The 15787-nt window shown below is 34.6% G+C and carries 8 protein-coding genes; 7 read left to right on the top strand and 1 reads right to left on the bottom strand.

The annotated features are described in order from the left end of the window. Positions 1 to 34 precede the first annotated feature (34 nt). The 5 genes from QLQ96_RS21005 to chiA all read left to right on the top strand — a co-directional run bounded on the left by QLQ96_RS21005 (position 35) and on the right by chiA (position 14151). Entirely contained in the window at positions 35 to 3100 is a 3066-nt protein-coding gene (locus QLQ96_RS21005; protein ID WP_482493080.1) for a SusC/RagA family TonB-linked outer membrane protein, read from the top strand. A gap of 10 nt (positions 3101 to 3110) precedes the next feature. After that, positions 3111 to 4688, top strand: a complete 1578-nt coding sequence (locus QLQ96_RS21000) for a RagB/SusD family nutrient uptake outer membrane protein (protein WP_482493079.1) — start codon at positions 3111 to 3113, stop codon at positions 4686 to 4688. A 103-nt stretch (positions 4689 to 4791) separates the two neighbouring features. After that, on the top strand, positions 4792 to 6729 hold the full coding sequence (gene nagB / locus QLQ96_RS20995) for a glucosamine-6-phosphate deaminase (RefSeq protein WP_482493078.1): 1938 nt from the start codon (positions 4792 to 4794) through the stop codon (positions 6727 to 6729). Positions 6730 to 6878: 149 nt separating this feature from the next. Then, on the top strand, positions 6879 to 8945 hold the full coding sequence (locus QLQ96_RS20990) for a beta-N-acetylhexosaminidase (protein ID WP_482493077.1): 2067 nt from the start codon (positions 6879 to 6881) through the stop codon (positions 8943 to 8945). A 469-nt stretch (positions 8946 to 9414) separates the two neighbouring features. Continuing rightward, positions 9415 to 14151 (top strand): T9SS-translocated chitinase ChiA, encoded by a 4737-nt coding sequence (gene chiA, locus QLQ96_RS20985; RefSeq protein ID WP_482493076.1) that lies wholly within the window; start codon positions 9415 to 9417, stop codon positions 14149 to 14151. A gap of 194 nt (positions 14152 to 14345) precedes the next feature. Here the strand turns inward: chiA and QLQ96_RS20980 are convergent, their stop codons facing one another. Further along, a complete protein-coding gene (locus QLQ96_RS20980) occupies positions 14346 to 14576 on the bottom strand; it encodes a hypothetical protein (RefSeq protein ID WP_482493075.1) in 231 nt (76 codons plus the stop codon). An 82-nt stretch (positions 14577 to 14658) separates the two neighbouring features. On the opposite strand from QLQ96_RS20980, the gene QLQ96_RS20975 reads away from it, so the two are divergent. Beyond that, positions 14659 to 14886, top strand: coding sequence for a helix-turn-helix domain-containing protein (locus tag QLQ96_RS20975; protein WP_482493074.1), 228 nt, complete (start codon positions 14659 to 14661; stop codon positions 14884 to 14886). 69 nt (positions 14887 to 14955) lie between these two features. Continuing rightward, positions 14956 to 15756: a TlpA family protein disulfide reductase gene (locus QLQ96_RS20970; protein WP_482493073.1), complete on the top strand. Its 801-nt coding sequence runs from the start codon at positions 14956 to 14958 to the stop codon at positions 15754 to 15756. Positions 15757 to 15787: the final 31 nt, after the last annotated feature.

Below are 15787 nucleotides of genomic sequence, written 5' to 3'. Positions count from 1 at the left end.
AATTTTACTTCATAACTAACAAAATAAAATAAACATGAAAAAAATTTTCTTAATCTTTATGATTGTTTTTACGGCGCAAGTTTCGCTTGCACAAGTAAAAAGTGTCAAAGGTGTGATTACAGATTCTGACGGTATGCCATTACCAGGAGCTTCTGTTGCTGTGCAAGGAGGTCAAAAGGGAACGACTACCGATTTTGACGGATTGTATACTATTGAAGTTCAAAAAGGTCAAAGTTTAGTTTTTACTTATGTAGGACTAGAAACTCAGACGATAGTTGTAGGAGACGCTGGTACAATTAATGTAAAAATGGTTCAAGGCGCTTCAAATGCATTAAATGAGGTTGTTGTAACTTCTTTAGGTCTTAAGAAAACAAGAAAATCTTTAACATATGCAGCTCAAGAGCTTAAAGGTGAAGAGTTAACTCGTGTAAAAGATGCCAACGTAATAAATACAATCGCAGGTAAAGTTGCGGGTGTTGCGGTAACAAAAAGTTCTGGAGGTACTGGTGGATCTACAAAAGTGGTAATTCGTGGTAACTCATCTATCATGAACAGCCAGCCACTTTATGTTATTGATGGTATTCCTATGTATAATGGTACATCAAATCAGCAGGGTAATACAAATGCGTCAAATGATTCATTTGGTAGTACTGCTGGAGGTAACCGTGATGGAGGAGATGTTATTTCTTTGATTAATCCAGACGACTACGAAGGTATGACAGTACTTAAAGGTGCGGCAGCTTCTGTATTATACGGATCTCAAGGAGCAAATGGGGTTATTTTATTGTCTTCTAAAAAAGTGAAAGAAAACACAGGAAATTTAGCTGTTTCTTCTGTTACTACTTTCGAATCTGTTCACTCATTACCAGAATTTCAGTTTGAATATGGAACAGCAGATGCACAAAAATCTTGGGGAGGAAAAGTACAGTCAAATGATTTTGTAAAAGACTTCTTTAACACAGGAGTTACTCAAATTACTTCTGCTGCTTTTACAACTGGATCTGATGTTTCTTCAACAAGCATATCTTACGCTAATACTACAGCTTCAGGAGTTATTGAAGGTAACGGCTTAAAGAAAAACAACTTTGGAATCCGCCAGACAGGTAAATTTTTCAACAATAAATTAACTGTTTCTGCTGATGCAAAATATACATCGCAAACAATTAATAACAGACCTGTAAACGGACTTTACTCAAACCCATTAACGGGAGTTTATTTGTTCCAAAGAGGAAATGACTTTAATTATTATAAAGATAATTTCGAAACTTTTATTCCTTCTAGAAACCTATACGGTCAAAACTTTTACAGCGCACCTAATGCTGATATCTATGTTCAAAATCCTTATTGGTTAATCAACAGAAACAAATCTGTAGATAAAGATAATTTTTTCAATGGAAATTTAGCTTTAGATTACAAAGCAAACAATTGGTTGAGCATTGGGGCTAGATATAGCTACAATAGAGTTGAAAACGATTATGATAAAAAGATTTATGCTACAACAAATACTTCTTTATCTAATATAAACGGTAGATATATAAATGTTGCTAATTTAAGCACACAACGTTACGGAGATTTGATTGCTAAAATTAATACTAATTTCAACGAAGATTTTAGCTTTAATGCTATCGTAGGAGGAAGTATCAATAACACATTAGCAAATCAATCAACTACTTTGGATTCTGGTATTGTTGGCGGACTTGTAAATGCTAACTTGTTTACCTTGGGGAATTTTGCAAGTGCTAGTGGTTTAGATAACTTAAGCCTTCAGGCTACAGGTTCTTCAAGAGAAGTTCAGTCAGTTTTTGCTTCTGCAACTTTTGGTTATAAAAACATGTTATACTTAGATGTTACAGGACGTAATGATTGGTCTTCTACTTTAGTAAATACTGATACTTCATCTTATTTTTATCCATCTGTAGGAGTTACTGCTCTTATTAGTGAAATGACAACAATGCCAGAATGGATTAACTTCGGAAAAGTGAGAGGAACTTATGCTCAAGTGGGTAATGACGTTTCTGCTTTTGTAACTTCTCCAAAATCAACTATTCAGGGTGGTAATATTATCCCTCCTGTAGTTGGGCCAAGACCAGGTGATGGATTGAAACCTGAATTGAAATCAGAATTTGAATTTGGTACTGAGTGGAGAATGTTCAACAATAGATTAGGTTTCGAAATTTCATACTACAACTCAGAAACTAAAAATCAATACATTCAAGTTCCGGCTCCCGCAACAAACCCTTACGGTTATACTTTCTACGGAATAAATGCGGGTAGTATTGCAAACCAAGGTATCGAGCTTGTTGTAAGTGGAAAAATTATTGAAGGACAAAAATTCTCATGGGAAACTATGGTGAACTACTCTCATAACAGAAATAAAGTAAAAGAAATTCCAGCAGAATTAGGAGGCCAAATTCCATTAACTCCTGTAAATAATATCAATTACAGATATTCTTTAACTGAAGGAAGACCATTTGGTGTTATTGAAGGAAAAGGTATCGTAAGAAATGATAAAGGGGAAATTGTTTTAGATGATAAAGGAAACTTAGCAGTTGAAGCCGATTTTCACGAAGTTGGTAATGCAAACCCTGATTTTATGTTAGGTTGGTCTAACACATTTAAATTTGGTTCTTTTACAGCTAACTTCTTGATCGATGGTCGCTTTGGTGGAGACGTAATGAGTATTACTGAAGGTATGAATGATTTTTATGGGGTGTCAAAAAGATCTGCAGATGCTAGAAATGCTGGTGGTGTTGCTGTAAATGCAGTTATGCCTGATGGAACAAAAGTATCTAAAATTGATGCTCAAAAATATTATGAAGCTGTAGGTGGTCTTAATGGAGCAACAGCTGAATATGTTTATGACGCTACAAACGTAAGTTTAAGAGAGGTTTCGCTTGGATATACTTTTAACAAAAAAGCAATTCCATTTGTTAATACAGCAACTTTATCGTTAATCGCAAGAAACTTATTCTTCTTTTATAAAGATGCACCATTCGATCCAAACATTGCTTTAAGTACAGGTCAGGGTTTACAAGGAGTTGATATTTACGGTTTACCATCAACAAGAAGTATTGGTCTTAATTTAAATGTAACTTTCTAATTAAAACATCATGAAAACAAATAATATAAAAAAATCACTAATCTGTCTTGGTCTTTTGACCTTAGTTGGTTGTACAGATAATTTTGACGAGATTAACAGTAATCCTGATGGTTTTACACAAGAGGAATTAACACAAGACTTTAATCATATTAAAGGGCCTTTTACTACAATGTTTGACAACGTTATGGTAAATGTGCCAGGGTGGAAGTATCAGGTGGCTATAGATTTATCGGGTAACACTTGGGGCGGATATACTACAGCGCCAGGTTTTGACGGTAATAATAACCTTTCTTATGCGCTTTCAGATAACTGGAACCTTTGGGGCTGGGAAGCTATTTACACGCAAGTAATGGCAAATTACTTAAAAGTTGAAGCTGCATCTAAAGGAAAATATGATGAGTTTTATGCTTTGGCAACAATAGTAAAAGTACAGACTTTACATAAAGCCGCAGATTCATGGGGACCAATAGTTTATTCTAAATTAGGTACTACAGATGCAGCAATTGGTTATGATTCTCAAGAAGAAGCTTATGGCTTAATGTTTAAAGATTTAGATTTTGCTGTTGCGGAATTAACAAAAAGAATTGATGCAGGTGAAACAAGTTCTTTTGCAAAAATCGATCGTTCGACTTATAAAGGAGACTATACAAAATGGGTTAGATATGCAAACTCTTTACGTTTAAGATTAGCAATGCGTATTGTAAAAGCAAATCCAACATTAGCTAAAGCGGAAGCTGAAAAAGCAGTTAGCCAAAAATTTGGTGTAATGACAGTAAACGCAGACAGCTTTATTGTGAATAAAGATGTTTCGCAACACCCACTTAGAGTTGCTGCTTATGAATATAATGATAGCCGTATGTCTGCGGATATGGAGTCTATCATGGGAGGTTACAGTGATCCTAGAATAAGTGTTTACTTTAAAACTTCAGAAGAATTCCCTGGAGAATATAAGGGAATCCGTACTGGTGGTAATCTTGGTGATAAGTCAAAACACATTAAGTTTTCGAACTTTGGTAAGATAATAGATGAAGATAAACAAGTTGTTTGGTTAAATACAGCTGAGATTTATTTCTTAAGAGCAGAAGGAGCTTTAAGAGGCTGGAATATGGGCGGTGATGCTGAAACATTTTACAAAGCAGGTATTACGGCTTCTTTTGAACAGCTTTCTGTAGGTGGTGCTTCTGATTATATTGCAAATGATGTAAAAACAGCAAAAGATTATGTAGATCCAGTTGCTCCGTTTAATAGCGGTTTGGCTGTGAATGATGTGACTGTTGCTTGGGATGACACTGCAAGTAATGAAGTGAAATTGCAAAAAATTATTACTCAAAAATGGATCGCTAACTTCCCTGACGGTATGGAGGCTTGGGCTGAACACCGTAGAACGGGTTATCCTAAATTATTACCAATTCTTAACAACCAAAGTGCTGGTGCAATTACTACTGAATTCGGTGTAAGAAGAATCAACTTTGTTTCTACTGAAAAAGATGGTAACCCAGAAGGTCTTAAAACAGGTATCGCAAAACTTAACGGTCCTGATAACGGAGGGACTAGAACTTGGTGGGACGTAAACGCTCCAAATTTCTAAGAAAAAAAGAATATTAAGTTTGGTTAGTAGTATGGTATAGATGGTGAAAGCTATCTATACCATTCTTAAACCAAAATGGTAATTACTACAAAAAAGAAAAGAAATGAAAAGTGCTTTAGAAATAAAACCTGATATTAGTTACAAAAGCGCGGGAAAATTTGAAGAAACTCGATTTGAAAAAATTCATATCGAAATCTTCAAAAATTCTATTGAAGCTTCTGTAATTGTAGCACAGGAAATTGCGCAGCTAATTAGATCTAAGCAGGAGAAAAATAAATCTTGTGTTTTAGGTCTTGCAACAGGTTCTTCTCCGATCAAAGTTTATGAGGAACTAGTGCGAATGCACAGAGAAGAAGGACTTAGTTTTAGCAATGTAATCACCTTTAATTTGGATGAATATTATCCGATGACCAAGGAGAACAATCAGAGCTATCATTATTTCATGCATGAGCATCTTTTTAATCATATTGATATCAAACCTGAAAATATTAATGTTCCTGATGGTACAGTTGCAATTGAGGAAATCAATCAATATTGTATCGATTATGAAATGAATATTAAAAATGCGGGTGGTCTTGATTTTCAATTGCTTGGAATTGGTAGAACAGGACACGTTGGATTTAACGAACCAGGTTCGCACATCAATTCAGGAACAAGAATCATTACCTTAGATCATATCACAAGAGTCGATGCATCATCAGCTTTTAATGGTATTGATAATGTGCCGAAACGCGCCATTACAATGGGAGTTTCAACCATCTTGCGCTCAAAACGTATTGTTTTGATGGCTTGGGGGCAAAACAAAGCTGAAATTATAAAAAGAACAATTCAAGGAGATATCAGTTCAGAAGTTCCAGCTACATTTTTACAGAATCATCCTAATGCTACTTTTGTTTTAGATCAGTCTGCGGCATCAGAATTAACTCGTTTCAAAACACCTTGGTTAGTTGGCGAATGTCTTTGGACTCCAGAATTAAAAAGTAAAGCGATTGTTTGGTTGTGTCAAAAAACAAAACAGTCTATTTTGAAATTGACTGACCGTGATTATAACAATAACGGAATGTCTGATCTTTTGGCTCAAGAAGGTTCTGCTTACGATATGAACATCCATATGTTTAATATTTTGCAGCACACAATTACTGGATGGCCAGGAGGGAAACCAAACACAGATGATTCATTTCGTCCAGAAAGGGCAAATCCGGCTAAAAAAAGAGTGATTCTTTTTAGTCCGCACCCAGACGATGATGTGATTTCTATGGGAGGAACATTTTCTAAATTAATCAAACAAGGACACGATGTTCATGTGGTCTACCAGACTTCAGGAAATATTGCGGTTTCAGATGATGAAGCTTTAAAATTTGCAGAAGTAGCTAGTGATTTTATTGGAGATGAAAAATCAGATATCAATTTCAAATCGGTTATCGAATTTTTAAACAATAAATCTGAAAATCAAATAGATTCCTTGGAAGTTCGAAAATTAAAAGGACTGATCAGAAGAAGAGAATCTTACGGAGCCACAAGATATATTGGACTGAAAGATGAAAATACACACTTTTTAGATCTTCCTTTTTATGAAACGGGACAAGTTAAAAAGAATCCGTTAGGACCAGAAGATATTGCAATTGTAAAAGATATTATCGCAAAAATAAAACCGCATCAAGTTTTTGCTGCAGGAGATCTTGCAGATCCGCACGGAACACATGAGGTTTGTTTAAATGCCATTTTTGCCGCTTTAAAAATACTTAAACCAGAACCATACATGAATGACTGCTGGCTGTGGCTTTACAGAGGAGCTTGGCACGAATGGGACATTCACGAAATTGATATGGCTGTTCCGTTAAGTCCATCAGAGGTTTTGTTGAAACGTCATGCGATTTTGCATCATCAGTCTCAAAAAGACAGAGTAATGTTTCAAGGTAATGACTCTCGTGAATTCTGGGTTAGGGCAGAAGATCGTAATAAAAATACAGCCATCTTATATGATGAATTAGGTTTGGCTGAATATGAAGCAATTGAAGCATTTAAACGTTTTGATTATTAAAGTTTTGTGATTCGTTTGTAAATGAATCAAATGGCAAAATTCAGATGATTACTTGTAAAAGTGAGGTACTGCAGATATCATTCTGGATTTTGTCTTTTTTATATAAATTCGGACATTTATCAAAAAGTATCCACCAAAAAAAAAGAAAAATGAAATATTTATTTGTACTATTATTTGCGGGTTTAACTGCAGGTGCTCAAGTCCAGAAGGAGCAGCTGAATCTTATGCCTTGGCCTCAAAATGTTGTTATTAATGACGGTAATTTTAATTTAACTAAAAATTTTAAAGTAAACATTACAGGAAATCCAAATGATAGAATATTTGGAGGAGTAACGCGTTTTTTACGCCGCTTAGATGGTAGAACAGGTATTTTTTTTGAACAAGGTTTTATCGCCAAATTGAATGAAGTTCCCAATGCGGAATTACAAATCAATTGCACTAAAAGCGGAAAAATTGGTTTATACGAAGATGAAAGTTATCATTTGGATATCACTTCTAACAAAATCACTTTAAACGCTTCAAGTGATTTAGGAGCTTTACATGGTTTGGAGACCTTGTTGCAAATGCTTCAAAACAATTCAAAATCGTTTTATTTTCCAGTTTCAAAAATCTCAGATTTCCCAAGATTTACTTGGAGAGGTTTAATGATTGATGCTTCAAGACATTTTCAGCCCGTTGATGTAATCAAAAGAAATATCGATGCATTGGCAGCAGTAAAAATGAACGTTTTTCACTGGCATTTGGTTGATGATCAAGGTTGGAGAATTGAAATGAAAAAACATCCAAAGTTTACTCAATTAGCTTCAGATGGAATGTATTACACACAAGAGGAAATTAAAAATATCGTAAAATACGCTGATGAACGCGGTATTTTAATAGTTCCAGAAATAGATGTTCCAGGTCACGGATCTGCAATTTTAACGGCTTATCCAGAAATTGGCAGTAAAGTAATCACGCTGACAGGAGGAACATCCGAAAAAAATATTCAAGGTACAGCAATCGCTACCTATGGAATTGAAAGAAATGCGGGTATTTTTTCGCCAACATTAGATCCTTCAAATCCTAAAACCTATCAATTATTGAGCGAAGTCTTTGATGAGGTTTGTCCGTTGTTTCCAGGGGCATATTTTCACATTGGTGGAGATGAAAACGAAGGAAAAGACTGGGATGCAAATCCAAAAATTCAAGAATTTAAAAAGAAACATAATTTAAAGACTAACCACGAATTACAAACTTATTTCACCATGCAATTGGCTCCAATGTTAAAGAAACACGGAAAACAATTAATGGGTTGGGAAGAAATCTTAACGAAAGATTTGTCTAAAGAAGCCATTGTGCATTCTTGGAGAGGTCCAAATGAAGGAATGCCAGCAGGTCAATCTCTTGTAGACGCAGTTAAAAAAGGATACAAAACCGTTCTTTCAAATGGTTATTACATCGATTTGATGTATCCAATTGCAAGTCATTATTTAAATGATCCGATGCCAAAAGGAGCCAATTTAACAAGCGACGAAAAAGCAAGAATTTTAGGTGGAGAAGCTACAATGTGGACAGAATTGACTACACCAACAACTATAGATTCTAGAGTTTGGCCAAGAACAGCTGCTATTGCGGAAAGACTTTGGTCTGCAGAAGATGTAGTAGATGTGGAAAATATGCGTAAACGTTTAGAAAATATTTCTTTCAGATTAGAAGAATTAGGCATTACACACATTCGCAACAAAGATGTGATTTTAAGAAATATCGCCAACAACCAAAATATTCAATCGCTTGAAGAATTTTCTAAAGTAAGTGAGCCTTTAAAAGGATATACGCGCAACAAAGGAGGAACAGAGTATCAAATGTATTCTCCGTTTACTTTGTTTGCAGATGCTTGCGGACCAGATGCAAAAGATGCGCTTTCATTTGACGCAGCTGTAAATCAATATTTAGCCAATAAATCGGCAGATAATAAAGCAAAAGTGGCTGCCTTTTTTAATAAATGGATTGCTGTTAATAAAGCATTGATTGAATTGAGCGCAAATGCGCCATTAGTACAGCCAATTTTGCCTTTATCAAAAAAATTAAGCGACGCATCGCAAGAATTATTACTTGTATTAGATAATAAATCGACTTTAAAATCAGCAGATTTAAAAAATTTAATTGAGCAATGCAATACAAAAGATCATGCTGACGTAGAATTGTCAGTTTATGAGAGTTTGAAGAAACTAATATAAAAATTTGGTTGAGTTAGTGTTAATTAGAGTTACCATTAATCAGGCTTTTAATTATCTCTGCCGAAGTTCCTCGGTAGAGATGGTTATGGCTGGGATTTCAGAATAATCAGCACTTAACTTAATCAAATAATAAAGTATAAGCCGTGAGAATAGTATTAACTTTTAAAAAACCAAATAAAAAGAATACAACAAAACATGACAAAAAAACGAGAGTATAGATTGATGATTAGTCCCAAATTTATCATTTGTATTTACGATTAATTTTTTAAAAATTATAAATAAATATCAATCACTACTATTTACTAATGATTATGAATGAATCAGAAATAGTAATATTTATCTATAGAACATAATTTGAGTTTATTTCCAATCGACCGCGGGGTTCCAATCTGCAGTTGAGCGAAACCCAGAAGAGTTTAAGCTTCTGTGGCCCAATTATTTATTTTCTATTAACTAATATTTATTAACTATGAAACATTATTACAGATTACTCTTTTTGTTACTGTTTCCCTTACTAGCGTTGGCTCAACCAGCTCACGGAAAAAAAGTAGTGGGGTATTATGCGCAATGGTCTATTTATGCTCGGGATTTCAATGTTCCGAAAATTGATGGAAGCAAAATAACGCATTTAAATTATTCTTTTTATGGGACAACTTATGATCCTGCCCATCCAGAGAATACAAAGTTAAAATGTTTAGATACCTATGCCGATTTTGAGCATATGGAAGGAGGAATCCCTTGGGATGCTCCAGTAAAAGGAAACTTTTATGATTTGAAGAAATTAAAAGAAAAGTATCCGCATTTAAAAATTTTAATTTCTGTTGGAGGTTGGACAAAAGGACAAGACCTTTCTCCAATTGCTGCAAGTCCTGTAGCAAGAGCAGCTTTAGCAGCAGATATGGCAAACTTTATTACTACTTATCCTTTTATTGATGGTTTTGATATCGATTGGGAATATCCTCTTTCGGGTGGAACTGACGGTACAGAAATAGTAAATGGCGCTCCTGTTCCTCCGCAAAAATACAGTCCAGACGACAACAAAAATTTGGTTTACTTATTAAAAGCCATGCGTCAGGCAATGCCAAATAAGCTGGTTACGATTGCTGCTGGAAACAATGTTAGAAACGTTTCGAAACAATATTTAGGGCCAAACAATAAATCACAATATGGTATGAGCGAAGATATTTCGACGTATTGTGATTATATTACCTATTTCGGATATGATTTTGGAGGAAATTGGTATGATAAAACTTGTTACAATGCTCCTTTATATGCGAGCGGAAATCCAAACGATCCGTTGTATGGCGCAACGCAATCGGAATCATTAGACGAATTAACGAATCAATATTTAAACGTAATTGGTTTTCCGGCAAATAAATTGATCATGGGATTGCCTTTCTACGGAAAAAAATTCGATAACGTTGCTACAAATTCAACAAACGGATTATTTGTTGCAGCACCAAGATACGTGGTTCCTGGATGTACAAATCCGCAAAATCCAACTGGAACATGGGATGGTGCTGGAGCTTGTGAAAAATCAGGAAGCATCGAAATCTGTGATTTAGTCGGAAATCCAGTTACTAATTCGCATGCTTATTTAGATCCAAATACAATGATGGTAACGCCATCTGCGGCTTCGGCAGGATGGGTTCGTTATTTTGACAACACAACAAAAGTTCCTTATTTATATAACGCTACTAGAAAAGAGTTTATCTCTTATGAAGATAAACAATCAATGGATTTAAAAGTACAATACATTAAATCTAAAAACTTAGCGGGAGGTATGATTTGGGAATTATCTCAAGATACAAGAGGTTCAATTCCAAATTCATTATTGAATCAAGTTGATACTTCTTTTGGAAGCGTAGTTCCAGGAACAGTAAGCATTGCGGGTTCTGTAAAAAATGGATCTGCTTTGGTTACAGATGTTACTGTTGAATTGCGAAATGCTTCGAATGCAGTTATCCAAACAATAGTTTCTCAAACAGGAAACTTTACATTCAATAGTTTAACTTCTGGACAAAATTATTCGCTAACAGCTTTAAAAGCGAGTTATACATTTGTTCCAGTTTCGTTGACCAACGTTACAACAAACCAAACAGGAGTTATAATCAACGGAACTCAGCCAACTTATACCGTAAGCGGAACAGTTTTGGATGGTTCTACACCAGTTTCTGGCGTGACAGTTTCGGCAGTTTCAGGAAGTACAACTTTAACAGCGGTTTCAAATGCAAGCGGAACTTACAGCATTTCAGGTTTGACAGCTGGTCTTAATTTTACAGTTACAGCTGCAAAATCAGGATTTTCATATGCTCCGGCTTCAACGGTTTATAATGCAATTGACGCTAATAAAACATTAAACTTTACTCAAGGTACAGCAGTTGTAAATTACACTGTAAGCGGTACAGTTTTAAATAATGGTGTTTTAGTTTCTGGCGTAACCATTACAGCTTCTTCTACAGCAGGAAATTTCACAGCGGTTACAAATGCAAGCGGAGTTTATTCTCTAACTTTAGCTTCTGGCGGAAATTACACAGTAACAGCGGCTTTAACAGGACAGACTTTAACTCCAGCTTCTACAGTTTATTCTAATTTGAATGCTAATAAAACGTTGAATTTCACTCAAGATGTTGTAGTAAGTTCAAGCAAAATCAGTGGAACTGTGAAAAACGGATCAACTCCTGTTGCAGGTGCAAAAGTAGAATTGGTTTTACCTTGGACAGATAATACACACAACTGGAAAAGCGTTATCGCAACAACAGATGCACAAGGAAAATACAGTTTTGATAATACTGTAACAGACGGTTATACAACCGTTACAAGTTTGAAGTTGAATACTTGGTCAAACGGAGAAGTAAATTATTATCCAAATAATTTAGCAAATTTTCCTGTTCCATCAACTCCAACGGTTTACAATTTCAATACAACTTCGACGGCTAGAGTAGCATTAGCGGCAGCGACAAACTTAATCAGCGGAACGGTTAAAAATGGTTCAGCTCCAGTAGCAAATGCTAAAGTAGAAATTGTTTTGCCTTGGACGGATAACACACACAACTGGAAAAGTGTTCTAGCAACAACAGATGCATCAGGAAATTATACTTTTGATAATTCAGTTGTAGCAGGTTATAATCAAATTTTAAGCTTGAAATTAAATGGATGGGAAAACGGTGATGTTACTTACTATCCAAATAACTTAGCCAACTTTGCAGTTCCAACAACTCCAACGGTTTATAATTTTAACAGACAAGCGGTGGTTGAAACTAAGCCAGTGGTTGCCATAACAGCGCCAACAGCTTCGACGATAGCTATAAATTTAGGATCAGCAATTAATTTCGTAGCAAGTGTAGGGTTAAGTGCTGCAGATGCTACTACAATCTCATCTGTTGTATTTAGTTTAGACGGACAAACCATAAGCGCTACTAATTCTTCGGGAACTTACACAGCAATTTGGACACCAGTAGCAAATCAGTTTTCGCTTTCTCATACGTTAACTGTTACAGCTACTGCGTCAAACGGAACAACAGATTCAAAAACATATAGTTTTGCATTAACTTGTTCAGGCGCAAATTGCCCGAATTCATTGCCTGTAATTACTTGGAATTCACCATCGAATACTACTATTTACCAAAACTCTTTCCAAGTTGTGCCGATTTCAGTTACAGCTGTTGATAGTGACGGATCTGTTTCTGGCGTTACGATTACAATCAACGGAGGTACATTTAATATGACAGCAGGTACAAATAATACTTATACGTATAATTTTACGCCATCTGCTTATCAGGATTATCCAATTGTAATTAAAGCAACCGATAATAAATCTGGTGTAACAACATTAAATAATACCATTAAAATTGCTACAGTAAGCAGTAACAGATTTATTCCGCTTCCATCTAAAATCATTTTAGGATACGCACATTCTTGGGAAAATGCTGGTGCTCCGTTTTTATATTTTTCTCAAATGGTCGGAAGCAAGTTTAACGTAGTGGATTATTCTTTTGTAGAAACCGTTAATCGTGATGGTTACACACCAATATTAACTACAAATGATACAAGATATTTGACCAACGGTGTTTTCAATAAACAATTATTGAAAAATGATATAAAATCCCTTAGAGATAGCGGCGTTCCTGTTATTATTTCTATCGGAGGTCAAAATGGTCATGTTGTTTTAGAAACTGTAGCTCAAAAAAATATTTTTGTGAATGGAATGAAAGCCATTATCGATGAATATCAATTTGATGGAGTTGATATTGACTTTGAAGGCGGATCGATGAATTTTAGTGCAGGAAATTTAAGAGACATTTCTTATGCAGGTATTTCTGCTTATCCAAGATTAAAAAACGTAGTAGATGCTTTCAAAGAATTAAAAGCTTACTATGGTCCTGGATTCTTATTAACTGCAGCTCCAGAAACACAATATGTACAAGGAGGATATTCTACTTATACGGATACTTTTGGTTCTTTTCTTCCAATTATTCAAAACCTGCGCAACGAATTGGACTTGTTAGCAGTGCAATTGTACAATACAGGTGGAGAAAACGGATTAGACGGACAATATTATGGTACAGCTAAGAAATCAAACATGGTAACAGCCCTAACCGATATGGTGATAAAAGGCTATAACATTGGTACAACAGGAATGCGTTTTGATGGTTTGCCAGCTTCAAAAGTTCTTATTGCATTGCCAGCCTGTCCAAGTGCTGCAGGTAGCGGTTATTTAACTCCTACAGAGGGAATTAATGCGATGCATTATTTAAGAACTGGAACTACTTTTTCAGGAAGAACTTACACGATGCAACCAGGCGGACCATATCCTTCTTTAAGAGGTTTAATGACTTGGTCTGTAAACTGGGATGCCTCTTCTTGCGGTAATTCATCTGAATTGTCTAAAGCTTATGCAGCCTATTTTGCATCACAAGCAACAGCAAAAGCATTAGCAGTTGATACTATTTCTGCTTCAAATAATACAACAGTGGCTTATTTTAAAGATAATGCTTTGGCTGTGTCAAATGACAATGAAGATATCGCTCAAGTTGATGTATTTAACACAATCGGACAAACTATTGTAAGTCATAGAAATATTCAAAACAACAAAGAGGTTTTGCTTCATAGCCACAGTTTTGCCAGTAAACAAGTGTTTGTTGTGATCGTAACTGATAAATCTGGAAACAGAAAATCATATAAAGTAATGAACTTTTTAAACTAAAAAGAATTGAAAATCTAGAAATAAAAAAACGGGACGATTAAAATTGAGTTTGGTTATTTATGTTTTAATCTATTTTATTTCTAACAAATGTGGCTTTAGGTAATTTGTTATTTGGTTTTTGCCTAAAGACGCGCATTATGAACCTGGTAGTTTTTACTGCCAGGTTTTTTTATGTTTAAAAGGTTTCTAATATTTTATGCATCCAAATAAGGATCTAAAACTTCTGCGAGTTTATTAAGCCAATAAAAACTATCATCAATATTTTTTACTGCAAATTTGATGGTTTCGCTATCTCTCATGATAGATAATGAAATCGCATGATTTACTTCTCGTATTATTTTTGCCATTTCTTTACAATCAATTTCATCTGTAAAAAGATTGTTTAATCTAATTTGAACTTCATTTAAATTAATTTCTATAGTCATAATCTTATATTTTTTGTAAATATATTAATTTTAGACACAAATTTGTGTCATATTAAAAAATAATTGTTATGACTTTTGAAATATGAATATTTCAGAAGAAACTTTTATTGCAAATCTCGGAATTCACATTAGACAATTGCGTGAAAAAAAAGGTTTATCTCAGCAAGATTTAGCTGATGATTGTGGCATTCCAAGAAATCAAATTGGTAGAATTGAAAGAGCTAAAATAAACACAGGCATAAAAACGCTTATAAGAATTGCAAATGCTTTGGATATTGAACTTACTGAATTGCTCCGTTTTCAATCATAATAAAGAAAAAACCTTTGCGAACTTAGCGAAAACCCTTGCGCCTTTGCGGTTAAAAAACTTTCACTACTTTTGAAATCAAATACAATTGTTTCAGATTCCATGCAGAAATTCATCACTATAATTACACTTTTCTTTATTTTTACAATAAGCACCGCTCAAAATAAATTTGGAAATCCAGAAGTTGATCCCTTACAAATTCAGAAAACTTATGAGCAATGGTCGGTTTATAATAAAGGAATAATGCTTTCCAGAGATTTTACGGCTTTGGATTCTGCTTCAAAAGAAATCTCAAAAGAATTTTTTTTAGATCAATTGGCAAACGGAAATTTCATTCCAGTTCGATTAAAATCAGAGGTGAATATTTACGTTTATAAACTATTCAAAATTCAGCCAAAAACAGATACAAGCATAAAAGCAACAATAAACCAAATTGGTTTTGATGCTTACAAAAACTACAAGATGGAAGGAACTGCTTTTCCGCAATTTTCATTCAAAGATTTAAACGGAAATTTGGTTGCAAATGAATCCATGAAAGGAAAAATCATCGTAATAAAATGCTGGTACATTCACTGCACGCCTTGCATTAGAGAATTTCCGCAAGTCAATAAATTAGTTGAAGATTACAAAGACCGAAAAGACATTGTTTTCATGAGTCTAGCCGAAGATTCTCCAGAACAATTAAAAACGTTTTTAGTGAGAAAACCTTTGTCCTATTCAGTAATTCCAGATATGAAAGAATACATGAATAATGCTTTACAGCTGAATTCTTTCCCAACACACTTTATCATCAACAAAGAAGGAATTATTTCAAAAGTGCTTCCTAATTTTGAAAGTTTAGAAGTCGCTTTAGCAAAAGAAAGTAAATTGTAAAATTTTTTAAACCATATAAGTTCATATAAGA

The organism is Flavobacterium sp. B167r, from assembly GCF_056824315.1.
Note: the sequence above shows the minus strand (reverse complement) of the source record. Positions and strands in the feature narration are given on the sequence as shown.

Excerpts from the sequence above, each read along its gene's own strand:
- QLQ96_RS20990 (WP_482493077.1), top strand. The coding sequence starts at position 6,879 with ATGAAATATTTATTTGTACTATTATTTGCGGGTTTAACTGCAGGTGCT.
- QLQ96_RS21000 (WP_482493079.1), top strand. The coding sequence starts at position 3,111 with ATGAAAACAAATAATATAAAAAAATCACTAATCTGTCTTGGTCTTTTG.
- chiA (WP_482493076.1), top strand. The coding sequence starts at position 9,415 with ATGAAACATTATTACAGATTACTCTTTTTGTTACTGTTTCCCTTACTA.
- QLQ96_RS21005 (WP_482493080.1), top strand. The coding sequence starts at position 35 with ATGAAAAAAATTTTCTTAATCTTTATGATTGTTTTTACGGCGCAAGTT.
- nagB (WP_482493078.1), top strand. The coding sequence starts at position 4,792 with ATGAAAAGTGCTTTAGAAATAAAACCTGATATTAGTTACAAAAGCGCG.
- QLQ96_RS20980 (WP_482493075.1), bottom strand. The coding sequence starts at position 14,576 with ATGACTATAGAAATTAATTTAAATGAAGTTCAAATTAGATTAAACAAT.
- QLQ96_RS20975 (WP_482493074.1), top strand. The coding sequence starts at position 14,659 with ATGAATATTTCAGAAGAAACTTTTATTGCAAATCTCGGAATTCACATT.